Here is a 25,747-nt window from a genome sequence, read left to right as displayed (position 1 = left end):
TTAAATTTGCTTGTTACTAATTATTTTTCATTAAGTAGTTTTGTCATCATGTCAATGACTTCCTGTGACGAATAATCTGCACCACCGACATGTTTGGCTACGATATTATTTTGCTTATCTACTATAATGGTAGTTGGAATAGAGCCTTTGAACAGCTCACGGGGAATTTCGCCATCAGGAATGTATACAGGTAAATCGAATTTTTTGCTTTTCATCCATTTGTTTGACTTTTCGATATTACCGTCCACATCGACCATAAGGAATACCAAATTATCGTTATCCTTAAAAGTCTTTCGCAATTTATTGATGGATGGCATTTCTTGAATACAGGGTGGACACCAGATTGCCCAAAGATTGATAAATACTACCTTTCCTTTTAGTGAACTTAACGTTACAGTTTTGCCGTTTTCATCCTTAAATTTTAAATCTGGTGTTTGCTGAACATTAGACATTAACGGTTTTTCACCGTTAATGCTTTTGTCTGCGATCATATTCTCATCAACATTATTTTTCATTGATGCGTATGTTAATCCCGTAATGACTAATAGTGGAATTATGATTATTTTTTTGATATCTATTTTCATATTACTATTTATTTATTTTACCTTCTTTGATTTCTTCAGATGGTTTTAAAATGATATTGTCTTCTGGAGAAAGATTACCGAAAATTTCTGTAAGTGTATCTAAACGGATACCTTCCTTTACAGCAATTCGTTTTACTTCGTTGTTATTCAATGTTAGTACATACGTTCCAGATTGGGTGTTTAGTACACTCTTGCTTTGTACCCAGTTAGACGAGTTTTTACGCTTTAATTTCAGCTTGACCTGTGCATAATCGCCTCCCTGCAATTCACTGGATGTATTGCTTACGTCAAACTCCAATGTTAGCGAACGATCATGCTGGTCGAGCAATCCAGATGTTCGAGAAAGTTTGGCATCAAACGTCTTACCTGGCTGCGAGCTTACGGTAAATGAAGCAGACATACCGTCATAAACAGATGATGCGTGTTTTTCTGGCAGAGATAAGGTAAGGCGGAGTTTATTACTCTGTGCCATCATAAACAAAGGTGTATTACCTCCTGTTCCGGCCAATGCTCCAACAGAAACATTCCTTTGGGTTATTATGCCATCAAACGGTGCTGTAAGGCGAAGGTACTTTTGTAACTGTGAAGAATGTGCCGTACCCGCTTTAGAAGCATCAAAAGCAGACTTGGCACTTTCCATTGCACTTTTAGCTCTGTCTAGTTCAATATCCGCAACTGCTCCCGTAGTTTTAGCAGCAGTTACCAATCTATCGTAAGCCTGTTTTGCATACAGATAATCACTGTAAACCTTTTGCTCTGTCGATTTGTCGGAGAGGTACTGTTGTTGCATTTCAGGAGCTTCGAGTACTGCTAAAAGCTGACCTTTGCGAACCCGGTCGCCTCGGTCAACATACACTTTTTTTACAAACCCGGTAACTTTTGCATACACCGCTACCTGTTCGAAGGGTTTGAGTTCTGCCGGAACGGATATTTCGTACTCGGGATTGATTACCTGTATAGGAGCCGTTTTATAGTTTACAGATTTTGCCTGATCCTTTTGCGTTTGTTCTTTTTTCTGCTCTTTTTGTGAGCAAGCGGAAAGCAAGAATACCATTGATGTAGTAAGTGCCAGTATGGTTGTTGATTTTTTATTTATTGAAATGCTGTGATACATTGTTTTTTGTTTTTAAAGTTTATTATATCGTTTGTTTATCGGACTGTTCTGCATAATACCTACTGTCTGCATCATCAGGGTCTAACGATGGACTGATTATTGAAGTTCTCGACATTAGGGAAGAAAAGAAATGCGGAACTAATAACAAGATGGTTACAGTGGAAGCAATCAGCCCTCCTATAACAGCTCTTCCCAAGGGTGCCACTTGTTCGGCTCCGTCGCCTAAGCCCATTGCCATTGGTAACATTCCGGCAAGCATCGCCGCTGCTGTCATCAACACTGGTCTTAACCTCGACGAAGCAGCGAGCCTTGCTGCATTAGCAGGCTTAAGTGCCAGTTTTTTTCGATAATGTTCGGCTTGATTAACCAATAATACTGCATTAGAAACCGATACACCAAGCGACATAATAATACCCATATAGGATTGCAGGTTAAGCGTACTACCTGTGAGGAATAGAATGATAAGACTACCGGCAATCACAGCAGGTAATACCGATAGAATAATAAGCGGTACTTTAAACGATTGATAAAAAGCCGATAACATTAGGAATATAGCTATAATTGCTACAGCTAAACCTGCCAAAAGACTACCCAAAGTATCATCTAAAAGCTGTAGTGTACCTTCTGTCCAAACAATAGTTCCACGAGGTGGCTCTCCAGCATTTTTGATAGCTTGTTTAACTGCTCGTGAAGCTGTACCTAAATCTTTTCCGTAAAGGTTAGCCACAATGGTAACGTAACGGTTAGGTCCCTTTCTGTTTACTTGTGCTGGAGAAGTGACCCTTCGTATGGTTGCTACATCTTCAAGTACCGGGCGAAGACTTCCAGCTTTTAATGGAAGTGATCGAAGTCTTTCTTCCGACATAATACCCTCGGGGATTTGTACCTGTGTTTGAAAAACCAATCCTGACTTGGGATCAATCCATAGGTTCTTATCCGTAAAGCGGGTTGATGAAGTAGCTGTAACGAGACTACGTGTAATATCCTGCATCGTAAGTCCGAACTGCCCGGCAAGGTCACGGTTTACGTCAATTTCCATTGTTGGATAGGCAATAGGTTCGGCAATACGCACATCACGCAGATATGGAACTTTTTTTAAATTGGCTTCAATTTTTGATGCATGGGCAAAAGCGCCTTTTATCTGATTGGCTCCAACTTTAACTTCAATGGGCGTCATCGCTCCTTGCCCCATAATCTTTTCTGTCAGTTCCATCGGTTCAAAATTGAAAGAGACTTCGGGGTGGTTCTTGATAATCTTATTACGGACTTTCTCTTTGAAATCTTCCATTGATCCATCATACACTTCCTTATTGACAGATATTTGCAGTATAGCTTCGTGAGAAGAATTACTGAAAAGGAATATCGGATTTATTGGAGATCCTGCGGGGTGCATACCTACAAATGCAGAGGTAATATTTAAACCGTTGTCAGGCAGTTCTGATTTGATATCTCCTGTAATATCCTTAACAATCTGTTCTGTTTTTTCTATTCTGCTTCCCTGTGGAGCCTGTATGCGTATCTGAAAATCTCCATTATTGGAAACTGGCATTACGTCCGTACCAACAACTGTTAATAAAACCCCAGCAACTGCACTCGCTACCAGCACATAAACAACAAAAAGTGGGATAGCTTTGGTTGACCATTTACGCATCCTGTAAGAATAGTTTACTCGGAATTTTTCAAAAAAAGCTCGCTTTCTCGGAGTATTGGCTTCTGTATTGTGCTTGTTCTTCATCATCCAGTTGGCCAGTATCGGTACAAAGGTCTGTGAAGCCAAAAAAGAAGCAATCATTGCAAAGGCAACAGCCATCGATAGAGGCATAAACATATCTCTAGGAATGCCTGTCATAATTAAAGCAGGAGTCAATACAGCAAGAATACATAGTAAGATCAATAATTTCGGTATAGAAATTTCGATCAAAGCATCTATAATTGCCCGTTGCTTGGGTTTACCCATTTCCATATGTTGGTGGATATTCTCTATGGTTACTGTGGCTTCATCAACGAGAATACCGATGGAAAGAGCAAGACCACTCAATGTCATGATATTGATGGTTTGCCCTAAGAGATATAAAACAGTAACTGCTGTAAGAATGGCAATGGGGATGGTCAATACCACAATGATAGCTCCACGTGTGTCTCCCAAGAACAATAGTATGACCAATCCCGTGAAAACAGCTCCTAAAATACCTTCGTGTATAAGGTTGGAAAGGGAACGTTCGATATAATTTGATTGGTCAAATTCATAACTGACCTTTACATCTTCAGGTAATTGGTCTTTCAGCATCGGAATGGCAGCTTTTAGGTTCTCCACGGCATCCAATGTGGAGGCATCTGCTTTTTTGATAATAGGCAGGTAAACAGAACGTTTTCCGTTTATCAAAGCGTACCCTACTGTTTGATCTGCTCCGTCCTCCACACGGGCTACATCGCCAACATATATAGTACGGTTGTCGCTTGTTTTTACAGGGGTCTTCAATAGTTCTGCAGGTCCTTTAGCGATAGAGTTTATAGGAGCCATCAAGTTTTCATCTCCTATGCGAATATTTCCAGCAGGAGATGGAAGACTATTTTTAGTGATGGCAACGGTAATATCTTCGGGGCTTAATCCATTGGCTTGCATTGCGTCAGGATCGATATTGATCACGATGGAGCGTACATTTCCGCCAAAAGGAGCGGGAGAAGTAATGCCTGGGATTTGTACGAACATTGGTCTGATTTTGGTCAATGCCAATGTCTGTATTTCATTTACGGAACGCTGGTCGCTTTCAAAAACAAGGTTACCTACTGGAAGCGAACTACCGTCAAATCTTACTACCATAGGTGGAACTGCTCCGGGCGGTAGGAAACCCATTGCCCTTGAGACCGATGTTGATACCTCTCCAGCAGCTTGTGCCATATCTGTTCCGGGATAAAAGGTCAGCTTCATCAGGGTTAGCCCCTGTACGCTTTTAAAATCAATGTTTTTTACTCCACTCACAAAAAGAAGTACCTTTTGGAACTCATTAGCCATAAACCCGTCCATATAAGCGGGGGACAGTCCACCATAAGGCATAGCAACATACATCGCAGGCAATTCCACTTCGGGAAATATATCTACGTTTATTTTTTTTACGGTATTATAGGAAAAGAAAGCAATTGCTAGTACGACAACCATAATCGCAATTGGTTTTCTTAACGCAAATCTTATAATGTTCATATACGATTATTTAAAGGTTGTTGAATAAAAAGTCGAAATCTGCAGTTAGCTCCGCTTCATAAGCTAGCAATCTCCAATATTCACGGGAAGCCTCGATATGTGCATTCTCTGCCTGTTCCAGCAAAATGCGTATTTGTAAAAGTTCGCTTAGCGTAATTAAACCGCTTTTGTACCTTGCGAGGTACATATTGTACGCATCTTGCGACTGCTTTACGGCCAGCTTCGTTTTCTGAAGCTGTTGGTATTGCTGAACAACTTTTGCCTGCGAAGCTGATAAATCTGCTTGCATTGCCTGCTGGTACTGTGATTGAAGTAGCTTCGTACTTTCGGCTTCTTTGAACAGTTGTTCGCTTTTCATTCGGTTAGTATGCAGGCTAGTCAAATTCCATGTAATTCCAATACCTGCCAAAAAATTATTTGTGGTATTGCTGAACCCATCATTCCATGCTCTTGATACATTTCCGTTAGGGCTGATACCCGTTCCCCGATAAGCATAACCACCTAACAGGTTGATAGAAGGAAGAGAAGCTCTTTTTTGTGCCTCGCCACTTAAAGTATAATACTCCGATTGCTTGTCTAGCGCATCTAATATGGGGTGGGAAGGATTGATGGTATTTAACTTATTTAAACCACTTTCTATGGGATTACCGAAACGGTTGATAGATGCTGTGAAATCTATGGTATCATTGCCATACAACTCCAATAATTTAATATAAGAAGCATTTTTAAAGCCATACCATTTATCATGCTCACCCATTGCTTGTACATAGGATGACGAGGCGAGCAAGCTGTCTGCCGCAGGTCTTAGGCCTGATGCTGACAAACCCGAAGTTATTTTGCGGATGTCGTCAAGACGTTCGGCATTCTTTTGGGTCCATTGCAACTTAGCATTGTTATAAAGAAGAATGATGTACCTTTCCGATAATGTCTTTTTCAGGTTGAGCAGGTAAGCATCTTTATCGCTGACCGATTTGTTATATAAAGCACCCGCAGCCTCGTTCTGCTTACGGAGCTTTCCGAAAGAGAACATTTCCCAATTCACAATAGCGGAGCCAAAGGTATTGGCTGCGGTAGAGCTACCATCTAACGGTACTGGGCCATTTACGTTAAAAAAGCCAGGCTGCGGAAAGAAACCACCTGCACTACCTTCATAAGTTCCATAAGTATTTTGTGCCTGTGCGTTTATCTGCGGTAGCATATTGCCTTTTACTGCCCGTTGGTTGAACTTTGCGGCATCAATGTCCGATTTTTTAGCACTAATACCCGGATAATTTTCTTCTACTTTAGGCCATAAACTGCCTAAAGTTTGTTCTTTTTGTTGCTGTGCATATAGCGGAAAAGCAGCAACAACGGCTAGCCACAACAAAGTGGCCGCCATAATATGTTTGATCATATTGATGTAGGATTTTTAAAAGCCGTCATGACGACTTCAGTTTATTTTTTAAAAAGGGAAAAAATAGAAATACATCCTAAATGAGACATTGTGTTCAAATTAGGAAAAGAAACTAAAGGGAGAAATGAATGAGAAGTTTTCGATATTCTAAAAAGATAGAGATAGAATTACGAATTTTTCCACTACCACCATAAAGTGGGTGTTTAGTTTCTTTTCTTTCTTGGCGGATACCAAAAAAGAAAATAGTAGTAACTGCAAGAAGAATTACTGGTAATAAATCGTGAGGACTATACGATGACTTATTATCAATTTGATTATCGACAACATCAATCTGCGAACATTTTTCAAATGTAGATAGGGATGAATTATGATTGCCTTTAGGTAAACCTTGTTCTGTTTTTGGAGGAAAACCTGCAAGTGTTTTAATACTGGCCTTAACTGAGCAAGATGAGAGAAACATCACAAGAAATGCAGCGAATACAAATAGGTATCGCTGAAAACTTTTTAGAGTATGTGACATTGTATTATTCATCAGTTCGCTAAAATACTTTAATTTGGCTAACAATCCAAACAGAACCTCGTGTTTTAATATTTTTTAACAACAAGTACTAAACTATTTGCAGAGTCAAATAGTTTAGATTATCTCGTTAATTCATTGTTTTGTTCTGTCCACTCGTTAATACCTCCTAAGTAAAGACTTAGGTTTTTAATTCCGTTTCTTTTCAATATAGAATATGCCATTGCAGCTCGTACTCCACTTTGGCAGTGAACAATAACAGGTTTATCTTTGCTGATTTTTTGAATATTTTTTTCTAATGTAGTGAGAACAATATTTTCCACACCTTTAATGTGTCCGTTGTCGTATTCGCTTTCGGTTCGAACATCTATGATTTGAACATCTTTCTTGTTCAAGTACTTTTTCAGTTCCCCAATGTTAACGAGATCGGATTTTTCCAGTGCCACATTCATCTTATTTAAGCTGATTACGAACCCATAGATGTTGTCCATCCCGATACGCATCATCTTACGTGTCAGATCCTCCATGTGGTTTTCATCAGTTATCAATACAATTTGATGTTGATAATCTATCAAAGAACCTACCCAAGTGGAAAATGATTTTCCGTTTTCGATATGCAGGCTGCCGGGAATGTGAGCTTTGGCAACCTCGTTTTTGTTGCGGGTATCAATAACCAGTAATTTGTTATCTATTGCTTTTTGAAGAGAGATCGGGCTAAGTATTGGATGAATAGGAAGCTGTATTAGCAGCGGGCGTTCCACTTTATTCAAGTGCTTCATCACGGCAAAATATTTGGGCGGGGTTGGTTGTCCATCCAAGATGTATTGTACAAATCCCTTTTCATCATTTTTAAATTGGAATGCTTTGCTATTCTGTTTTTCTTCCTTTAGTGTAGAATGAGGAATGGTGCTTAGGCTCTTACCGCAGAATGACCCAGCCCCGTGTCCAGCCCATATCTCCAAATCATCAGGTAATTTTGAAAACTTCTTTATGGAAGCATAAAGCTGTTTTGCGCCAAGTTCCTGTGAACCTACTTGTCCAGCTGCTTTTTCCAGTAGGTCGGGACGACCAACATCGCCCACGAAAATAAAATCTCCTGTAATGGCTCTTTGTGGTGTTACAGAAACTTTAGTATCTCTTACCAAAAAGGTGATGCTTTCAGGTGTATGTCCAGGTGTGTGCATTACACTCATTTCTACCTGTCCAATGGAGATTAAACTTCCGTCTTTTAATCCAGCATGTGGAAACTGATATTGCCAATCTGTTCCTCCCTCGTCAGATAGCAACAGTTCTGCACCTGTGACAGCAGCTAATTCACGGGAACCGCTTAAAAAATCTGCGTGGATGTGAGTTTCGGTTACTTTGGTTATTTTGAGGTTGTTGGTTTTGGCAATTTCCAAATAGGTATCTATATCGCGTTTGGGGTCAATAACAATAGCTTCTTTGGTATTCAGATTACCGATGATAAAACTTGCCTGTGCAAGTGTCTCATCATATACCCGCTCAAAAAAATAGCTTTGGGCTTGTAATTTATTTACTTGAAAGAACAAGATTGTAAATACAACCATAATAGTCGTAAACTTTGCTTTGATTATCATAATCAACATTATTTAGAAATTCTTAACTCACAAAGTTAGACTATCGGTTTTCTTTATACTGTAACTTTTGTTACATTCGTTGAATTGATTTTCGGTTACTCTTCTTTTTTAGTTTTTTTGAGTTGATAGGTAAAGTTTAGATAGAGATTGTTTTCATGAAGTTTTGTTGTACTAGACAAAGGTAATCTGGTAATGTGCATATAACAATGTCAAATTTTACATTTGACACAAGTTTGTATTCAATATTCAATCCTAAACGATCGTGATCAAAGAAATGATGGTATTTTGTACCAGAAAGATTAAAAAGCAATTCATTATAAATGCCCACCTTTAATTTTCTAGTAAAGTCGTGGCGAATGCCAAAACGGTTTCGAAGCCGTGTGATGTCTGCTTGATTATTGTCAAATATTCGATATTCGACGGCTGACCTATCTACTATATAAAATTTTTTAAGGATTTCGTGCTGTAATTCAACAGCCGCCGAAAAACGGATTTCACTGTTGGGTACAGCTGTTTCATCCGAATATTGTTGGATAATCTTGTAGTTCTTAAAATAGGCAAAGGGAGATAGAGAAAATTTTACATCTTCACTATGTTGATAATGTACCCAATTCCTGTAAGCAAACATTAAGTTTTTATCAAACATATTCTCGTTTTCAAAACCGTTTTGTCTCCTGTGCTGAAGCTCATTATCTATTTTGAATTTTTCGCCCACTGGAATACTTAAGGTACCTCGAAACCAAGCGTTGTAATGATCTTGTGCCTGTAAAGTTTGGGCAATAGATATCCATATCGCTGTTACCAGCAATCTTTTAAACCAATACATAAACGTTAATTAATGAGGTAGTTTATCTCTAAAATAACCGTACACCCATGTACCAACAATCGCAAAGAATAAAGTTACAATCATGACAGTTACTCCAGTTCCAATTTGTGCGAATATCGGTCCAGGACATGCACCTGTAATAGCCCAGCCTAATCCAAAAATCAGCCCACCAATGATCTGACCCTTATTAAACTTCTTATCGTGAAATTCTATTTTTTCGCCATAAATGGTTTTTATATTAAGTTTTTTAATCATAAAAACCGAAATTGCACCAACTATAACAGCACTACCGATAACACCGTACATATGAAAAGATTGAAAACGAAACATTTCTTGTATGCGATACCAACTGATTATTTCGGCTTTTATAAATACTATTCCGAATAATAAACCTACTATTAAGTATTTGATATTGTGGTACCATTTATGTTCTAAATGGCTTTCATTTATGCATACTGTGTCTAATGAGCGGCTTTCTAAATCTTTGTTTTTATCTATATTTTTCATTTGTATTATAATTTAAAGAGAGAGAATTATAGGAAGTATAATGTTTGCCATAATTAATCCGCCAATAAAAAAGCAGCAAGTAGCAATTAGCGATGGTAATTGCAGATTTGATAATCCAGAAATTGCATGTCCACTTGTGCAGCCACCTGCATAACGAGAACCAAAACCTATCATAAAACCACCGACAACCATCATTAAAAATCCTTTAATTGTAAAGAGATTTTCCCAAGAAAAAATTTCTTGTGGCAACATTCCATTGATGTTTGTTATACCATAGCTTGCCAGTTCAGTTCTCAAATTCTCATTAATGATTATAGGGTTTGGATTGGCTAAAAAACTAAAAGCGATTACACCTCCAATTAGTATTCCAACTACAAAAAATATATTCCAAATTTCTTTTTTCCAATCATATTTAAAAAAAGAAATATTAGCTGGTAAACAAGCTGCACAAGCATGACGTAAATTGGCACTAATGCCAAAATTTTTATTTCCTAAAATTAGTAATGCTGGTACTGTAAGCCCAACTAATGGGCCAGCTATGTACCAAGGCCACGGTTGTTTCAAAAATTCTAACATTTATTTTTATATATTTTCGTTAATTAATCTTGCTAATTGGTTTATGGCTACTCTTTTTCGGATAGAGTTTTCTGCTTGTTGTTAAAAGACAAAAGAACCATTGCTGTCAATAAAAATGAGAAACCTCTCAACATATTTTTTTTATTTTATCTCCTCATAGGTTATACCTTCAATTCTCTTTTTGCTTTTTGATATAGAAGTATTGCAACCCGAAACACCGCAACATCCTATGTTAAGTAAAGGCATTAAAGAAAATAATCCACCCATTGCTACAAGCCACCATTCTTTTGTCTGAATACCCTGTGCTATCACGAAAATGCCTAATGCCAATCGCAATACACGCATAAAATTCCAAGTTCTTAGATAGTTTTTCATAATCAATTTATTTTTCCAATAGCACAGCTCACATACGATTTTGCTTTTTTTAATAGATCATTATTCCCTTTTTCGGGATAACCCATTTTTGAAAGTGCATTTATAAGAATTATCTTTTCAACTGTAGCATCAATAGTTACGGTTTCGGTATCTTTGTCAATGCTTACATTTTCAACACCATTTATTTTCATTAAAGCGGTTTTTATGCTGTTCATACAGCCACCACATTTAATGTTTTCTACTGTTATATTGTGTCTCATTTTATCTTCTTTCTAAAAGTGCTAATGCCAAAAGGCAAGTACAAGGGGCAAAAACTAATGAATGATGTTAGTACGAATACTGCTGCTAATGCACCTAGTATGATGGCCAATGTTCCAGATATAACATTTGTGAAATACAAAATACCTATAACCACCGCAACCAGTATTCTGATAACTTTATCGACTGTTCCCATGTTCTTTTTCATTTCTCTATTTTTTTATGAGGTTAATAAACACTTCCGAGTTGGTTCTTGAAGGAATGCTATTGTAGCATTCTTCCATTGTTTTGATGAAATAATGCGGTTCAAAAATAGGTTTGTATTCGCAAGGACAGCCTCCAAAAGGTGGAAAAAGCTGGTTAAACTGTTTATCGAATAGCACACCTATTATTCTACCATTTTCGTTGAGTAATGAAGCTGCTTTTTTTGAATATTCATTTCTACTAGCAGGTGGAATGGCACAAAAAAATGTTTGCTCAATGATCAAATCGTAACTGCCCTGATGATTGAAAAAGTCTTCGCACAAAACATTTATCTGTGGTTTGTCAGCAAACTTTTCTTTTAACGCTTCAACTGGTTTTGGTGCAATATCTATTAGGGTAATATTTGTAAACCCATTAGCTATCAAAAATTCTGCTTCATAGGCATTTCCACAACCCGGAATAAGAATAGCTGCATTTTTATTCTGGTATTGCGTCATATACTCTGTAATGGCAGGTGAAGCGTGTCCCATATCCCAGCCTGTTTCATTTTTTTCCCATCTCTCGTTCCAATAGTTTTGATCAAGTGGGTTTTCGCATTGCGTTACACAACAGGCTATATCATTTTCTCCTTTACCCATTTGCCAACTGATTTACATTTTCCCAAGTGCCACCATTTATAACATTCTGAAAACCGCTCTGCTCCAAAATATTTTTTGCTTGTCCGCTTCTATTTCCACTTCTGCAAAAAACAACGATATTTTCCTTGCCTTTGAATTTCGTTAATTCCATTGGTACTTTATCCAATGGAATATTTATCGCTCCTTTTACACTGCCTGCTGAAAACTCTGCAGGTGTGCGGACGTCTACTAAAAACGCACCGTTTTTTATAGCTTCTGATAATTGGCTGTTATCTGTTTTGCCAAATATTGCTGAAAATAATCCCATAGTTTTAATTTTTAAGCTTTTGTACAAGATGCCTCATTACATCCAACTGTTTTACCATTTTCTACTAACCACTCTTTCATTCCTCCGGAAAAGTTTTTTACGTTTTTAAAGCCGTTTTTGACAAGGATTGAATAGGCAATGGCTGATCTATCGCCTGCCTGACAATGTATAACCACCTGTTTGTCTTTGCTAATCTTATCTAAGTTGTCGGGCAATGTTCCAACAAAAACGTTTTCTGCACCCTCTACGTGTCCTGCTTCATACTCTGATGCACCACGAACATCTACTATCTGCACATTGTCTTCTCCTATGTAGGTTTTAAATTCTTCCAAAGAAATTACATCTGAAGTTTGAAGTTCAAGTCCTGTCACATTTACATCTGAAATATAGCCCAAAATGTTGTCCAAGCCGATACGCATCAATTTACGGGTCAAATCTTCCATCTGACTGTCTTCGGCTACCAAAATAAACTGCTCTTGATAATTCAATAACCAACCGCACCAAGTAGCGAAAGAGTTATTACCCTGAATGTTTAGCGTATTAGGAATAAAACCTTTTGCAAATTCCACTTTATTGCGGGTATCTATTACCTTTATGCCTTTTTCATAGGCAGAAATAAACTGCTCTTTGGTTAGCTTTGGATGTTTCGGAACATCTATAAGCAACGGACGATCAACTTTGTTTAAGTGCTTCATCATAGCAAAGTATTTCGGTGGTTCTGGCTGGTCGGCTAAAAGATAGTCGATAAACCCTTTTTCATTTTCGCTGTATTGAAGCGCCCAGTTTCTAATTTTCTCGTAGCCAACTGTAGAACTTGCTACGGCTCCTAAAGCTTTTCCACAAGCCGAACCTGCACCATGCCCTGACCATACCTGAACATATTCTGGAAGTGCTGCAAACTTTTTTAATGAATGGAACATTTGTTTGGCTCCATCTTCTTTTGTACCGGCAAGCCCAGCAGCTTTTTCGAGTAAGTCAGGACGGCCTATGTCGCCTACAAACACAAAATCGCCTGTTAATACCATAACCGGTTTATCTGTCGCCGGATGGTCAGTCAAGAGAAAGCTGATACTTTCTGGCGTATGGCCTGGTGTATGTATTACTTCTAATGTGAGGTTGCCCACTCTGATAATATCCCCTTCTTTTAGACCTTTATGCGGAAACTGGTATTGCCAATCTTCGCCTCCTTCGTCTGAAAGGTACATTGTTGCGTTTGTTACTGCTGCAAGTTCCCTTGAACCACAAAGAAAGTCTGCATGAATGTGAGTTTCAGCTATGTGTGTAATACGGAGGTTATTTTGTTTTGCGATGTCGATGTATATATCAATATCACGTTGCGCGTCAATTACTATGGCTTCTCCAGTTTTTTGACAGCCAATAACATAACTGCCTTGTGCTAAACTTTTATCATAAACGTGTTGAAAAAACATATTCTTTAGTTTTATAGTTATTATTCTTTTTAATACTGCAAATTTGAACTAATTTTTCCGTCTGTACAGCTACTTTGGTTACACAAGAAAAATAATTTCAGGCGATACAACCTAAATAGCTAAGCTGTGCCTTTTAAAATTTTGTTCCAATACAACCATGGTAATACCTTTATTTTTAGTAACCACATTGTCCAACGCGGTTTTGCTTGGTCAAATGGGAATGTCATTTTGGGTTTGTTGTTATAGTCAAACTCTGCCAGCATTAATTTTCCGTATTGTGTAGGTATTGGGCAAGCACTGTAGCCATCATATTGAGCGGTTACTGGTTGTTTATCCATTACTTCTAATAAGTTCGTAACTACAACTGGCGCTTGTTTGCGTATTGCCGCTCCGGTTTTACTGCAGGGTGCATTGGTACAGTCTCCTAAAGCAAAAACATTGGGAAACCTTGAATGCTGCATTGTGTTCTTATTCACCTCTACATAACCATAAGGATTTGAAGCATCTGCTAAGGGGCTTTTTTTAATAAAATCTGGCGCAGATTGGGGAGGTACTGCATGGCATAAATTAAATGAAAGTGTAACTTTATTTGCTAAATCAGCTTGTGATGCCTCGTTAATACTATAACAACTAGCTGTAGTTTCTGATAATGACTGCTTTATTGTACTGGACTGCTTTTGGTTTCAAACTCGATCGTTTTACTATTAGCATCAATTCCAATTGTATTAGCACTATAATGTACTTTAATATTACCTTTCTTTAATACTTCTTCTAATGTTACTTTATATTCAGGCACACCAAATATAACCGTTGCCCCAGAAATATAATGTATGTCACATTGATCTAAAATACCTTTCTTACGCCAATAGTCTACAGCCAGATACATGATTTTATGTGGGGCACCACCACATTTAATAGGCGTGGATGGGTTAGTAAAAACGGCTATCCCACCTTTGAAATTTTTAATCATTTCCCAGGTATATGGAGCTGAACTAAAATTATAATTACTGCTTACATTGTTTTTACCTAAAGTATCCTTTAATCCTTTTATTTTATTCCAATCTAATTGGATACCCGGACAAACAATTAAATAATCGTATAAAATTTCTTTTCCAGAACTGCAAATTACTTTGTTGGAAGTAGGATTAAATTCAGCAACTGCCTCTTTTATCCATGTCGCATTTTTTGGAATAAACTCCTTTTCATTACGGATAGTCTTTTTAATATCAAAAATTCCTGCACCAACTAATGTCCATGCAGGTTGATAATAATGATTTTCTGAGGGTTCGATAATACCAATATTTAATCCCTTTCTTTTGCGAAGTAATTGTGATGCAACGGATAATCCGGCATTTCCACCGCCAACGATAAGTATTTGATAATGCTTTTCCATATTATTATGATTTTAGTGTAATAAAGTTTCTTTTATGATAATGTAAATACCCATAAGTAGCACAAACCAGCCGAAAGCAGGCTTTAGTTTTTTACCATCTATTTTTTTAGAGAGATAGCTTCCGATAAGCACTCCCGTAATGGCTAGAGCTAAAATTTTGAAAAGAAATATCCAGTCTATTGTATAATGTGTAACGGAAATGACAAAGCCAAAAAGTGAATTAAGAGCAATGATAACTAGCGAAGTACCTATTGCTTTTTTAAATTCTAAACGCAATAAATTGACTAGGGCAGGAATGATTAAAAAGCCTCCGCCAGCGCCGATTAATCCGGTAACAAAGCCCACAAATATTCCCTGAATAACGATTAATAATGTACTTGCGGCGGGCGTGTCGGTAGGTAAACAATCTTCTCCTTTACATTTTTTTATCATGCTGTATGAAGCGAAAATCATCAGTACAGCAAAAAGCAACATCAAAAGAATGTTTTTGGTAACGGTAAAAGCTGCAATACTGAAAACTTCTTCAGGAATAGCAGGAACGATATAAGCTCTTGTTAGAAAAACGGCTACAATTGATGGAATACCAAAAATAATAGCTGTTTTGATGTTTACCAATCCTTTTTTGAAATAAGAAAAAGAGCCGACGACGCTTGTGGAGCCAACTATAAAAAGAGAATAAGCTGTAGCTAATAATGCATCAAGGCCAAATAGATAAACAAGAACTGGAACAGTAAGGATGCTGCCTCCGCCGCCTATTAACCCTAAAGAGATACCTATAAAAATTGATGCTATATACCCTGTTATGTCCATAGATTTTTAAATTGTTACAACAAATTTGCATCAATTCAAAAACCTGCACAGCTACTTTTGTTACATAAGGGTTATTTTATTTCTACCTAGCCTAACCTTACCTATTTCTTCTAACTGTTTGAGTAACCTTGACACCACTACACGGGCAGTCCCAAGTTCATTAGCTAATTGTTCGTGGGTGATGTGCAGAATATTATTTTCAGTAAGTTCACGCTTTTTAATCAACAAATTCAATAAACGTTCATCTATTTTCTTAAAAGTGATGGCATTAACAATTTCCAATAATTCTTCAAAACGTTTATGGTATAAACGAAAAATATAATCTAGCCATTGCGGATATTCCTTGATGAATAAGGATACTTTATCCATGGGCAAAAAAAGTATTTCCGCATCTTCTTCCACTTCAGCTTTTACCTTACTTGTTTCATTGTGCATACCGCCTAAGAAAGACATGATACAGCTTTCACCAGCTTTGATATAGTAAAGCAAAATTTCTCTACCATCTTCTTCTGTCCGGATTACTTTCAGCGTACCTTTGGTTACAATTGGAATAGAACGGATGGAAGCATTTTCATCTAGTATAACACTTCCTGCTTCATATTCTTTTCTTATGCTATATTCATAAAGTTTGCCTATCAATTCAGGAGAGGTCTTAAATTCTGTTATTTGTTCTAATGGTTCCGTCTGCATTTGTTTAAGGCTTACTAATTAATAATATTTGTTGTTGCGGTGTTGATTTATTCTGTAATAGAAAAACGTAACCTACAAACTTACGTTATCTTCCTTTAATACTTTGTGACTTTTGTTACAAAGTTAATAGTTTCATCCCTTTTGTATCAAATGCTGCAAGTCGGGATCATTTTTAATTCGTTCCATTTCGTTTTCAACAATACTAAGAATATCTGATTTTATTTGACGGTAATTGCTTTCAATTTCTTGTTTCATTTTGTCCTCTCCTTGGTCATTGACAAAGGATAGGATTTCTGGTATCTTCTGATAGACTTTAGTTTCTGTGGCTACCTTTTCATTATCCACTACAATTTCAGCGTGGAAAATCTTTTGTTCGATACGCTCATCAAAATTATCCGAAACGGAACCCACAAACATACCCTGTGTAAGTGTTGAAATTTTGGAAGCCGGAATAAGGCTATCTAACTGTGTTGAAATAGAGGTAGATTTATCATTCCTGTTAATCGTCATACTCTGGCGTTTCTGTAAAACCTTCCCGAAACGTTCCGAAAGGCTTTTTGCCGTTTCACCAACTACCTGTCCACTGAAAATATTACCAACGGTATTTTGTATAACCTTAGCTTCTTTATCTCCGTAATCACGGATAAGCTGGGAAAAATCTTGAAAACCTAAGCACACGGCTACCTTATTACTTCTCGCCGTTGCAATCAAATTATCCAATCCCCTGAAGTAAATAGTGGGTAGCTCATCAATGATAACAGAACTCTTCAATTGTCCTTTTTTGTTGATGAGCTTTACAATTCTTGAATTATACAATCCCAACGCTGCTGAATAAATATTTTGACGGTCGGGATTATTACCAACACATAAAATTTTTGGCTCTTTTGGATTGTTGATGTCTAAAGAAAAATCATCGCCAGTCATTACCCAGTACAACTGCGGGCTAATCATTCTTGACAACGGAATTTTTGCAGATGCGATTTGTCCCTGTAATTGGTCTTGTGCTCCGCCTTGCCACGCATCCATAAAAGGCGATAAGTAATTTTCCAAATCAGGATATGAAGTTAAAATCGTGAATACGTCCGAATACTTTTTATTAAGCAATTCAATGGCGTGTGGGAAAGTACAATACTTACCGTCCTCATAGATTTTCAGATACCAAATAATGGCAGCCAATAAAATGATTGGACTTTCTACGAAAAAATCCCCTTGTTTCTGTATCCAGCTTCGATTGAGGTTCAACATTATGGTATAAGCCGCTTCGTAAGCATCTGAAATGTCTGTCATAAAATCGGGATTGAGTGGATTACAGCGGTGGCTTTTGCGTGGGTCATCGAAATTTATCACATAAAATTTCGGCTGTATCTTGTACTTATCCCTGTGCTTCAGCAAATGGTTATAGGCAATGGTAGAGAGATCGTCAAACTTGAAATCGTAGATGTACATTGAAAAGCCTTTCTCAATCTGCTGTTTGATGTAATTGTTGACGATGGCATAGGATTTACCAGAACCTGGCGTTCCTAAAACAATCGTTGCTCTGAAAGGATTGACGATGTTAATCCAACCGTCATTCCACTTGTTTTTATAATAAAACTTTGTGGGAAGATTGACAGAATATTCGTTTTCCATCAGCTTGGTTTCCTGCTGAAAACTCTCATTTTCATTATTGAAAACATCATCCATCAAATTGGTGCGAAGCAATCGGCTCATCCAAACTCCGGCTACCATTAAAGCAACATAACCTAAACCTGTGGTAAGAATATAAAGAAATGTAGCAGTAATTAGAGGTAACTTTAATAACGGAAAGTTCAGAAAGAACAACACAAAGCCAATGCCCAAAGCCACGTAAATTTTAGACCAGGTTATCTTCTCATTCTTTACGCCTTTCGTTCCTAAACAACTTAAAGCAAGCAATACCAAAGCAAAGGTTTTAGTATATAAGGTATGTGAAAACAAACCTGCTGTTTTATCGAAGTTGCCTAATATTTTGTTGATTACTTCCAACGTCCAGCCACGTTCCATAAAGAAACCGTAGCAGAACCAATAAAGGTGCATCAGTACCAAAAGAATACTTACTGCCCTCATAAAAGCCATTATTTTGGCTAAACCTCTTAAATCGTCTTCTCCCTGCATTATTTAAGTTTTAATGTTCGGGCGTGAATTTAAAGGCTTTTGCTATCGGCTCTTAAAATGTGGAAGTTATTGGCGGTATTTGGCGGTATTTGACTAACATGTTTATTACTGACTTCTTTTGCGTTTACGCTTCTTCTTCATTTTATTAGCAAAATCTTGTTCCTCATAATCTTCGCCCTGTGCTTCGTGAAGCAAACCTCCTAATGCTTCAATCAAACCGTCTTCGTGTTTTTCAATAGTATTTAGGAAGTCGAACAAGTGATGAGGTTCTTCCGCAAAAAGATCTGCATCATTTGGTCTTGATATTTTCGATTGTAATTCAACTGGCTCTTTTATCCCAGATTTGATATTATTATTCGAATAATCATTAAAGGTATTGGCAGAAAGTTCCTTGCCCAAACGTGAACCGTTCCAAACCGTTTTAGAATTGTGGTCTATAAAAGTTATACCATAAATTCGACCTGTGTCATTTCTACGAACCACAACGTTAATGCCCTGTTCGCTCAACTGATTTTTAAAAGCCTGTTCGTTATTTGTAGATTGCAGGGCAAAGGTAACGGCAGCTTTAATGGTTGGTTTTGTCGGGTGGTTTTTTAAAACCTCTTTGCTTTTGGCAAAATGCAATTCCAAAGCTGGAAGCCCTGCGTTTTTTCCGAATAAGGAAGCCTTGAATGGATGTCCGGCTGGAGATTTCGCTGAAACTGACCACCCGATTTCGGTTTAAACTGACCACCTATTCCGCTTGAAATTGACCACCCGATTTCGGGGGAAATTGACCAGTTCGAATAATGCGTGAATGCTATAGCGGCCAGCCTACTTTTGATGGATATATAATCCATCGAAATGGCCAATTCCACTATAAGCATGAGCAAGATCAGACAGATACTCAGAATGTATTCCCAAGGGCGTAGCAAGCTTTCCATCGCTACCCATACTGGTGTTTCCCGTAATACGGTCAAAGTTTATTTAAGGGCCTTCAGTTCCAGCGGCTGTAGTTTTGAGCAGATTGATTCACTTAACGATAAGGAACTGGATGATTTCTTTGGCAAGAGCCGTGAACAAGCTCCCAATAACCGGTTAATATCGCTTCAACGTTGTTTTCCCCGCATTGACCGTGAACTAAAGCGGACCGGGGTCAGTCGTATGATGCTATGGGAGGCCTATATGAAGGAGTTTCCGGATGGCTTCCAATATACCCAGTTCTGTTTCTACTACAACCAGTGGAAGAACAGGGTGAACCCCGTGATGCACTTGGACCATAAAGCGGGCGATAAACTTTTTATCGATTTTGCGGGACAGAAACTCGCCATCGTAGACAAGAATACGGGCGAGGTAACCCAGGTGGAGGTCTTCGTTGCCATCTTGGCCGCCAGCCAGCTCACCTATGTTGAAGCGGTCATGAGCCAACAGAAAGAGGACTTTATCTCGGCCTGCGAGAACACGCTCCATTATCTTGGCGGTGTTCCGGCAGCCATCGTACCTGATAACCTCAGGGCAGCGGTTACCAAGAGCAACCGCTACGAGCCTACCCTAAACGATACCTTTGCCGATTTCGCAGACCACTATGGAACAACGATCCTGCCGGCCAGGGCATACCGCCCAAGGGATAAGGCACTGGTGGAGGGAGCGGTAAAGATAGCCTATAGCCGCATCTATGCCCCGTTGAACAAAAAGGTATTCCATTCGCTGTCCGAGCTCAATTCGGCCATACTGGAGGCGCTGGAATCCCATAACACACAACTTTTGAAAGGTCGCAACTACAGCAGGAGGCTGCAGTTCGAAGAGATCGAAAAAGAGGCACTGAATCCTCTTCCGGTACTGCGCTATGCCTTCAAAAAGCAACACTATGCCACCGTTATGAAGAACGGGCACGTGAACCTAGGAGTGGACAAACATTATTACAGCGTACCATTCCGCTTTATCGGTAAAAAGGTCAAGATAATGTACAGCAGCTCAAATGTGGAGGTATTCTATCATTATGAACGCATCGCCATGCACAAGCGGATGAAAAGCCCCTACAACTATACCACCGACAGGGAGCATATGGCCACCACCCATAGGTTCGTTACTGATTGGACACCAGAGCGTTTTCTGGAATGGGCCACCAGCATCCATGACGACGTGAGGCTCTATATCTTAAAGGTACTGGAGCGCAAGCAACATCCAGAGCAGGCCTACAGATCATGCGTGGGTATCCTTGGCTTTGCCAAAAAAGCCGGCAACGAACGTTTGATCAATGCCTGTAGAAGGGCGCTGGGCTTTGGTATCTACTCCTATAAGACCATACAGATGATATTGGAGAAGAATATGGACCAGTACCCCGAAAGCCTCTTTGCCGATGAACTCCCTATGCCCAGCCATGACAATATCCGTGGCGAAGACTATTACCAATAACCCTTAAAATAGATAAAAAATGAACACGAGCACACTTGACAAATTACAGAAACTGAAGTTCTACGGCATGTTCCATGCCTTTAAGAGCAGCATCGAAACCGGACAGACCGACCAGTACACCTCCGATGAGCTATTGGCGCACCTTATCGATTCCGAATGGGATTACCGCCAGAACCGGCGGATCGAACGCCAGATACTGTATGCCAGATTCCGTTATAAAGCTTCCATAGAGGAGCTCCACTACCATGTGGATCGGAGCATTGATAGAAACCAGGTGATGAGGTTGGCAGACTGTACTTTTATCGACAGGTTTGAAAACCTGCTCATTACCGGAAGTACGGGGATCGGAAAAAGCTACCTTGCCTCGGCAATCGGACATCAGGCATGTATGCTGGGCTACAGGGTATTATATGCCAGTACGCCAAAGCTTTTTGCCAAACTGAAAATGGCCAAGGCCGATGGCTCCTATATCAAAGAGGTTGCAAAAATTGAAAAACAGCAGCTATTGATCCTAGATGATTTCGGCATACAGCCCTTCGATGCCCAGAGCAGGGCGGCTTTGATGGAGATCATCGAGGATCGCCATTCAAAGACCTCACTTATCATTACCTCACAGCTGCCGGTAAGCAAATGGCATGAAGTGATCGGTGAAAAAACCATTGCTGACGCAATATTGGATAGGATTGTTCATGATGCACACCGTATTGAACTCAAGGGAGAATCAATGCGAAAGAAAAGGATGCCTGTGCAAGAAAATAGCTTCCAATAAAACACAACTTTTAAATCACTACTTTTGTTAACGCCTCTATAGCATTTGCAACGTTCGTTCGCCAGCGAATTAGGTGGTCAATTTGCCACGGAATTACATGGTCAGTTTCTCCGAAATCTACAAATAGGGCAAAACACTGAAATATAATCTGTTACACCTTTAATTACCTTTGCTAATCGGTAACGAATTAGTAACCTATCTTTGTATTTTTAAGACCAAAACCTATCAGACACCGAGTTCCAAACTAAGACTACTGTTTTATAAGGGAGTGTAAAGCGAACTGTGTCACGTCACTCTTTTTAGGGTTCGTGCTCAGAGGCTGAAAGCCTCGAGTGCGAACCCTAAAAAGAGTTGCCGAAGGCCTTAATTCTATCTCCAAATTTAATATGTAATTGTTGCATTGTCAAACCCCAGTTTCGAATAGGCATAGTCCATTTCTTGGATATATCCTTAATGGTGAGATAAACTAGTTTTAACAGTGCCTGATCCGAGGTGAATGCTCCCTTCGTTTTCGTGATTTTTCTAACCTGCCGGTGCATTGCCTCGATAGCATTTGTCGTATAAATAGCTCTTCGAATCTCGGGTGAATACTCAAAATAAGTAGAAAGATTCCCCCAATTATCCAACCACCCCTTTACCGAAAGTGGATACTTCTTGCCCCATTTTTCATCAAATTCTAAGAGCTTTTCGTAGCCTTGATCCTGATTGATGGCCTGATAGATAGGTTTTAAATCTGCAACAACAGCCTTTTTATCCTTTTCCGGGACATATCGAAGACTTGAACGTATCTGATGAACTATGCAAAGTTGGATCTGGGTTTTGGGATATACCGCTTCGATAGCATCGGGAAAACCCTTTAAGCCGTCGATGCAGGCAACTAGGATATCCTCTACGCCCCGCTGCTTCAGATCGGTCAGTACCGAAAGCCAGAACTTCGCACCCTCATTTTCTGAAAGATAAATACCGATTAGGTCTTTTCGTCCGTCCCGATTTACCCCAAGTATATTGTATACTGCACGGGTTTGAACACTGCCGTTGTCTTTAACTTTATAATGCATGCAGTCCAGAAAAACAAAGGGATATACTGATTCAAGTGGGCGATTGCGCCATTCGTTCATCGCAGGAATGACCTTGTCGGTGATGTTGGATATTTCCGTAGCAGATATGTCCATCGCATACATTTCTTTCACATAGCCCGAAATATCTCGTGTGCTCATGCCTCTAGCATACATGGCAATCACGTTTCCTTCCAGTTCATCAGTAATGATTAACTGGCGCTTGGGAATTATCTTAGGCTCAAAAGTGCCGTTTCGATCACGGCCACTCTCCAGTTCAAAATGACCAGACTGAAGGCTTCGTACCGTCTTTTTGGTCTTCCCGTTTTTACGATTGAGCTCGCCAGATGCTTTATTTTCTTGTAGATGGTGATTCAGCTCACCTTCAAGCATACTTTCAAGAAGGTGTTTCAGCATTGGAGCAAAAACACCATCAGTACCACCCATTTTCTTGCCTTCATACAGGCTTTTCATTGCTTCTTCTTTGAAGCGCTCAAAGTCAAATCCCTCTTTTTCCATTGTTATGTGTCTAATATAAAAAATCTATACTTGACACAGTTTAGTTTACACCCTCTTTTATAAAGCATTGTATATAAACGGTTTTAACCGTTTTGCTTATTTTTGCTTTCTACTAATCTTTTTTTCATAAAAACAGTTTTGCCGAAAGATTTAAATCATCGATCTGGATTACATGACCTTGCGAAACGACTGTACCACTATCCGTCTACCTCTGTCCAAAGTTGTTCCAATCATTTTTAATATCGATTCCTGCAGCGGAGGAGGGAGTCATGCCGATGGTGATCTTGTCGTTCAAAATGCAGATACTCGCAACATGTCAGAATCTGATGAACCAGAAGAAAATCCTTTTTTTGCCATTAAATGTGTAGTTCCCATCCGTATCTATCACTGCGGTAGTTCCTTTGTCCAGCGGATTGAGTGCATTCCCCCAAAAGAGTTTCTCATCCACCGTTTTCTTATAATAATGGTTTTTCTGCTTTTCTGTGCCAAAAAGATCTATCGTGGCTAATATCAGATGTTGAAAGCCAAATAGGTGGCCAATAGAACTATCTACTTTGGAGAATACTCGTACGATCTGTAGCATGGTTTTCCAATCTTCTCCCAAGCCGCCTAGCGCAGTTGGGATAATGGTATTCATCAATCCGCTTTCTCGCAAAAGCTGTCTTTCGCGCAGCGTTTCTGCGATTTCTTTTGCTTTGGTTAGTACGGAATGTCTCGCTATAGGTTTATTTTCTGTCGTATATGGCGACATGATGCTGCTTTAGTTGACCATGGATGGTATTAATTTCTATCTACTGCTGCCTTGATTTCTCCAAATGGACTGACATAAGGCATATGTGTTTCTTTCTTATCCGCTTTCTGCGGATAATTCAATAAAGGGAAGACTAGTTCTGCAAAACAATATTCCTCACTCTAAGTGAGGATATCCTGAAAAGATAAATTCTTCAATTCCGAGATCTTGATATTCTTTTATCCGTGCGGCAACTTGTGCTGGCGGTTCGCCCCAAGTGAGGTATACGTCTGCATGATTGACCGCTACAGCTTGCCCCGCAGGGGATGATCCGCGAAAATAAAGCTCTGGATAAGGGCGTTGTTTACTTTTGAGAAAAAGATTAGAATCTTCTACTTTGTAATGCTTGCCTTCGTAAGAGAATTGATCCTCTTCAATGGAAAGTTTTCGCCAAATATCCAGAAACTCATCTGTTACAGCGTATCGCTCATCGTGTGCATGAAAAATACCATCAGAAGCTAACTCCACCGGATCGCCAAGCAACCACATTGACTAATAAGCGGCCGTTAGAAATACGATCTAGCGTAGCAGCCAAGCGTGGTGACACAGATGGCAGTGTAAGACCCGGCCGAACGGCTACCAAAAATTTCATCCCTTTTGTTTCTGTAGCTAATGCCGACGCGATTACCCAAGCATCTTCATAGGTTCGGCCTGTAGGTAGCAGTATCTGTTTGTTCTGTTATTTGACTCATGGTTACGCAACTAATTTAAGGTGTACTAACATGCTTTTGTGGTGTTATACAAGGAGTGTGCTGTTCTTTTTATTTATCTGGTAGTCAGTTTGTTGTGTTGTTTTTAATGAATCAGTAACTATTGTGAAATAACCGACACTGTTTTCTAACTGTTGCTATCGCAACAATTGTTGAGATAGTTTGAGTCATCGGTAGTACGCATAGCCTCACCAAATAGTTGTCGTTTTCTCCGTAAGGATATCCCTATGAATGCATGCGGTAAAAAGGAAGCTTTGAGCGAGAACAATAGGAATGATGTTTTTTTAATTTTTGTTTAATGTGATATGATTACATTTGAAGGTACCTCGAATCCTGTTGGCAACGGCCAAAGAGGAAATTCCACACAGGAATTGAGGCACAACTATTGAGCTAAAAGCGGAGTAAACAATACTACATGGAATTATATATGGGGGTGCTCGGTGGTAAGCCTGAGGGTAGAAACATTGAACAACACGACGTTTTTTTTGGCGCTGGAAAGTCACTGGAAGAACTCGCTACACAAATGAATACATTTTGGCCAGAGTTAGCTGGTAAAATGCATATTGACTCATGGCGAAAGGTGACGAAGGTAGGCAATTATCGTATTGAAGTAATACCAAAGGGCGAATCCATAGAAAGCAACGAACAAAAGTTATACTTTGTAAACCTTGGTGGCTATAAACCGCAGGATATGGAAGAATACCATTACAAACATGTTGTGGTGGCCGGTAGTCTTGATGAGGCCGCACAAATGGCTGAATCTTCCACCTTTTGGAAACATCATGACTTATCGCATGTCGACGATAAATATGGGATCGACCTGGATGACATATACGAGATCAACGATCTATTAAGCGAAGCGTTTAAAGCGAAATTTGCCATCAAAATTGTGCCAGCAACAGAGTCTGCTACAGATGATGTCTTAGAAATCGGTTATCTTACCATTCAGTAATTGCTT

At 39.1% G+C, this 25,747-nt stretch carries 28 protein-coding genes; 3 read left to right on the top strand and 25 right to left on the bottom strand.

The genetic code is table 11. The features are described from left to right. Nucleotides 1-20 precede the first annotated feature (20 nt). The 21 genes from AC3IRT_RS11770 to AC3IRT_RS11670 form a co-directional block, all read right to left on the bottom strand. Nucleotides 21-584 (bottom strand): TlpA family protein disulfide reductase, encoded by a 564-nt coding sequence (locus AC3IRT_RS11770; RefSeq protein WP_045753442.1) that lies wholly within the window; start codon nucleotides 582-584, stop codon nucleotides 21-23. Nucleotides 585-588: 4 nt separating this feature from the next. Then, nucleotides 589-1,698 carry an efflux RND transporter periplasmic adaptor subunit gene (locus AC3IRT_RS11765; RefSeq protein ID WP_489393426.1) on the bottom strand — a complete coding sequence of 370 codons (1,110 nt, stop codon included), beginning with the start codon at nucleotides 1,696-1,698 and terminating at the stop codon, nucleotides 589-591. A 22-nt stretch (nucleotides 1,699-1,720) separates the two neighbouring features. Further along, nucleotides 1,721-4,897, bottom strand: coding sequence for an efflux RND transporter permease subunit (locus AC3IRT_RS11760; RefSeq protein ID WP_045753440.1), 3,177 nt, complete (start codon nucleotides 4,895-4,897; stop codon nucleotides 1,721-1,723). A 10-nt stretch (nucleotides 4,898-4,907) separates the two neighbouring features. Continuing rightward, the gene (locus AC3IRT_RS11755) at nucleotides 4,908-6,290 is read right to left on the bottom strand and encodes a TolC family protein (RefSeq protein ID WP_286767741.1); all 1,383 of its coding nucleotides are present in this window, start codon (nucleotides 6,288-6,290) and stop codon (nucleotides 4,908-4,910) included. A gap of 112 nt (nucleotides 6,291-6,402) precedes the next feature. Beyond that, nucleotides 6,403-6,822 (bottom strand): hypothetical protein, encoded by a 420-nt coding sequence (locus AC3IRT_RS11750; protein WP_045753438.1) that lies wholly within the window; start codon nucleotides 6,820-6,822, stop codon nucleotides 6,403-6,405. 107 nt (nucleotides 6,823-6,929) lie between these two features. Beyond that, nucleotides 6,930-8,405: an MBL fold metallo-hydrolase gene (locus tag AC3IRT_RS11745; RefSeq protein ID WP_084405407.1), complete on the bottom strand. Its 1,476-nt coding sequence runs from the start codon at nucleotides 8,403-8,405 to the stop codon at nucleotides 6,930-6,932. A gap of 136 nt (nucleotides 8,406-8,541) precedes the next feature. Continuing rightward, nucleotides 8,542-9,231 (bottom strand): DUF2490 domain-containing protein, encoded by a 690-nt coding sequence (locus tag AC3IRT_RS11740; RefSeq protein ID WP_286767743.1) that lies wholly within the window; start codon nucleotides 9,229-9,231, stop codon nucleotides 8,542-8,544. A gap of 9 nt (nucleotides 9,232-9,240) precedes the next feature. Continuing rightward, nucleotides 9,241-9,738: a DUF6691 family protein gene (locus AC3IRT_RS11735; protein ID WP_045753437.1), complete on the bottom strand. Its 498-nt coding sequence runs from the start codon at nucleotides 9,736-9,738 to the stop codon at nucleotides 9,241-9,243. A gap of 12 nt (nucleotides 9,739-9,750) precedes the next feature. After that, nucleotides 9,751-10,314 (bottom strand): YeeE/YedE family protein, encoded by a 564-nt coding sequence (locus AC3IRT_RS11730; protein WP_045753436.1) that lies wholly within the window; start codon nucleotides 10,312-10,314, stop codon nucleotides 9,751-9,753. 141 nt (nucleotides 10,315-10,455) lie between these two features. Then, the gene (locus AC3IRT_RS11725; RefSeq protein WP_045753435.1) at nucleotides 10,456-10,689 is read right to left on the bottom strand and encodes a hypothetical protein; all 234 of its coding nucleotides are present in this window, start codon (nucleotides 10,687-10,689) and stop codon (nucleotides 10,456-10,458) included. A 2-nt stretch (nucleotides 10,690-10,691) separates the two neighbouring features. Next, a complete protein-coding gene (locus AC3IRT_RS11720; RefSeq protein WP_286767744.1) occupies nucleotides 10,692-10,949 on the bottom strand; it encodes a heavy-metal-associated domain-containing protein in 258 nt (85 codons plus the stop codon). Continuing rightward, on the bottom strand, nucleotides 10,946-11,155 hold the full coding sequence (locus AC3IRT_RS11715; protein WP_045753434.1) for a YgaP family membrane protein: 210 nt from the start codon (nucleotides 11,153-11,155) through the stop codon (nucleotides 10,946-10,948). The genes AC3IRT_RS11720 and AC3IRT_RS11715 overlap by 4 nt, the downstream gene beginning before the upstream one ends. Before the next feature lie 4 nt (nucleotides 11,156-11,159). Further along, nucleotides 11,160-11,789 (bottom strand): methyltransferase, encoded by a 630-nt coding sequence (locus AC3IRT_RS11710; RefSeq protein ID WP_045753433.1) that lies wholly within the window; start codon nucleotides 11,787-11,789, stop codon nucleotides 11,160-11,162. After that, nucleotides 11,782-12,096, bottom strand: coding sequence for a rhodanese-like domain-containing protein (locus tag AC3IRT_RS11705; protein WP_052627542.1), 315 nt, complete (start codon nucleotides 12,094-12,096; stop codon nucleotides 11,782-11,784). The genes AC3IRT_RS11710 and AC3IRT_RS11705 overlap by 8 nt, the downstream gene beginning before the upstream one ends. Before the next feature lie 11 nt (nucleotides 12,097-12,107). Continuing rightward, nucleotides 12,108-13,526, bottom strand: a complete 1,419-nt coding sequence (locus AC3IRT_RS11700; RefSeq protein WP_045753431.1) for an MBL fold metallo-hydrolase — start codon at nucleotides 13,524-13,526, stop codon at nucleotides 12,108-12,110. A gap of 119 nt (nucleotides 13,527-13,645) precedes the next feature. Further along, nucleotides 13,646-14,002, bottom strand: a complete 357-nt coding sequence (locus AC3IRT_RS11695) for a hypothetical protein (protein ID WP_489393425.1) — start codon at nucleotides 14,000-14,002, stop codon at nucleotides 13,646-13,648. 182 nt (nucleotides 14,003-14,184) lie between these two features. Continuing rightward, entirely contained in the window at nucleotides 14,185-14,919 is a 735-nt protein-coding gene (locus AC3IRT_RS11690) for an NAD(P)/FAD-dependent oxidoreductase (protein WP_489393424.1), read from the bottom strand. A gap of 12 nt (nucleotides 14,920-14,931) precedes the next feature. Further along, nucleotides 14,932-15,729: a sulfite exporter TauE/SafE family protein gene (locus AC3IRT_RS11685; protein ID WP_045753429.1), complete on the bottom strand. Its 798-nt coding sequence runs from the start codon at nucleotides 15,727-15,729 to the stop codon at nucleotides 14,932-14,934. Nucleotides 15,730-15,789: 60 nt separating this feature from the next. After that, nucleotides 15,790-16,419 (bottom strand): Crp/Fnr family transcriptional regulator, encoded by a 630-nt coding sequence (locus AC3IRT_RS11680; RefSeq protein ID WP_041516034.1) that lies wholly within the window; start codon nucleotides 16,417-16,419, stop codon nucleotides 15,790-15,792. A gap of 132 nt (nucleotides 16,420-16,551) precedes the next feature. Then, nucleotides 16,552-18,552, bottom strand: a complete 2,001-nt coding sequence (gene mobC, locus AC3IRT_RS11675) for a conjugal transfer protein MobC (RefSeq protein ID WP_373407137.1) — start codon at nucleotides 18,550-18,552, stop codon at nucleotides 16,552-16,554. A gap of 105 nt (nucleotides 18,553-18,657) precedes the next feature. After that, nucleotides 18,658-19,182 (bottom strand): hypothetical protein, encoded by a 525-nt coding sequence (locus AC3IRT_RS11670; RefSeq protein WP_489393423.1) that lies wholly within the window; start codon nucleotides 19,180-19,182, stop codon nucleotides 18,658-18,660. Nucleotides 19,183-19,416: 234 nt separating this feature from the next. Between AC3IRT_RS11670 and istA the strand changes: the two genes are divergently transcribed. Beyond that, a complete protein-coding gene (gene istA / locus AC3IRT_RS11665; protein WP_489393026.1) occupies nucleotides 19,417-20,946 on the top strand; it encodes an IS21 family transposase in 1,530 nt (509 codons plus the stop codon). Nucleotides 20,947-20,965: 19 nt separating this feature from the next. Then, on the top strand, nucleotides 20,966-21,715 hold the full coding sequence (gene istB / locus AC3IRT_RS11660) for an IS21-like element helper ATPase IstB (protein WP_489393027.1): 750 nt from the start codon (nucleotides 20,966-20,968) through the stop codon (nucleotides 21,713-21,715). A 341-nt stretch (nucleotides 21,716-22,056) separates the two neighbouring features. Here the strand turns inward: istB and AC3IRT_RS11655 are convergent, their stop codons facing one another. The 4 genes from AC3IRT_RS11655 to AC3IRT_RS11640 all read right to left on the bottom strand — a co-directional run bounded on the left by AC3IRT_RS11655 (nucleotide 22,057) and on the right by AC3IRT_RS11640 (nucleotide 24,704). After that, complete coding sequence (locus AC3IRT_RS11655; RefSeq protein ID WP_489393422.1) at nucleotides 22,057-23,289, bottom strand: IS256 family transposase; 1,233 nt, start codon at nucleotides 23,287-23,289, stop codon at nucleotides 22,057-22,059. A 316-nt stretch (nucleotides 23,290-23,605) separates the two neighbouring features. Continuing rightward, nucleotides 23,606-24,040, bottom strand: coding sequence for an acyl-CoA dehydrogenase family protein (locus AC3IRT_RS11650; protein ID WP_489393421.1), 435 nt, complete (start codon nucleotides 24,038-24,040; stop codon nucleotides 23,606-23,608). Nucleotides 24,041-24,196: 156 nt separating this feature from the next. Next, nucleotides 24,197-24,568, bottom strand: coding sequence for an LLM class flavin-dependent oxidoreductase (locus AC3IRT_RS11645; protein WP_489393420.1), 372 nt, complete (start codon nucleotides 24,566-24,568; stop codon nucleotides 24,197-24,199). Continuing rightward, nucleotides 24,531-24,704, bottom strand: coding sequence for an LLM class flavin-dependent oxidoreductase (locus tag AC3IRT_RS11640; RefSeq protein ID WP_489396129.1), 174 nt, complete (start codon nucleotides 24,702-24,704; stop codon nucleotides 24,531-24,533). Before AC3IRT_RS11640 ends, AC3IRT_RS11645 begins: the two co-directional genes overlap by 38 nt. A 500-nt stretch (nucleotides 24,705-25,204) precedes the next feature. Between AC3IRT_RS11640 and AC3IRT_RS11635 the strand changes: the two genes are divergently transcribed. Beyond that, a complete protein-coding gene (locus AC3IRT_RS11635; RefSeq protein WP_489393419.1) occupies nucleotides 25,205-25,741 on the top strand; it encodes a DUF1543 domain-containing protein in 537 nt (178 codons plus the stop codon). Nucleotides 25,742-25,747 lie beyond the last annotated feature (6 nt).

Source organism: Sphingobacterium sp. KH_072, assembly GCF_057837975.1.
Note: the sequence above shows the minus strand (reverse complement) of the source record. Positions and strands in the feature narration are given on the sequence as shown.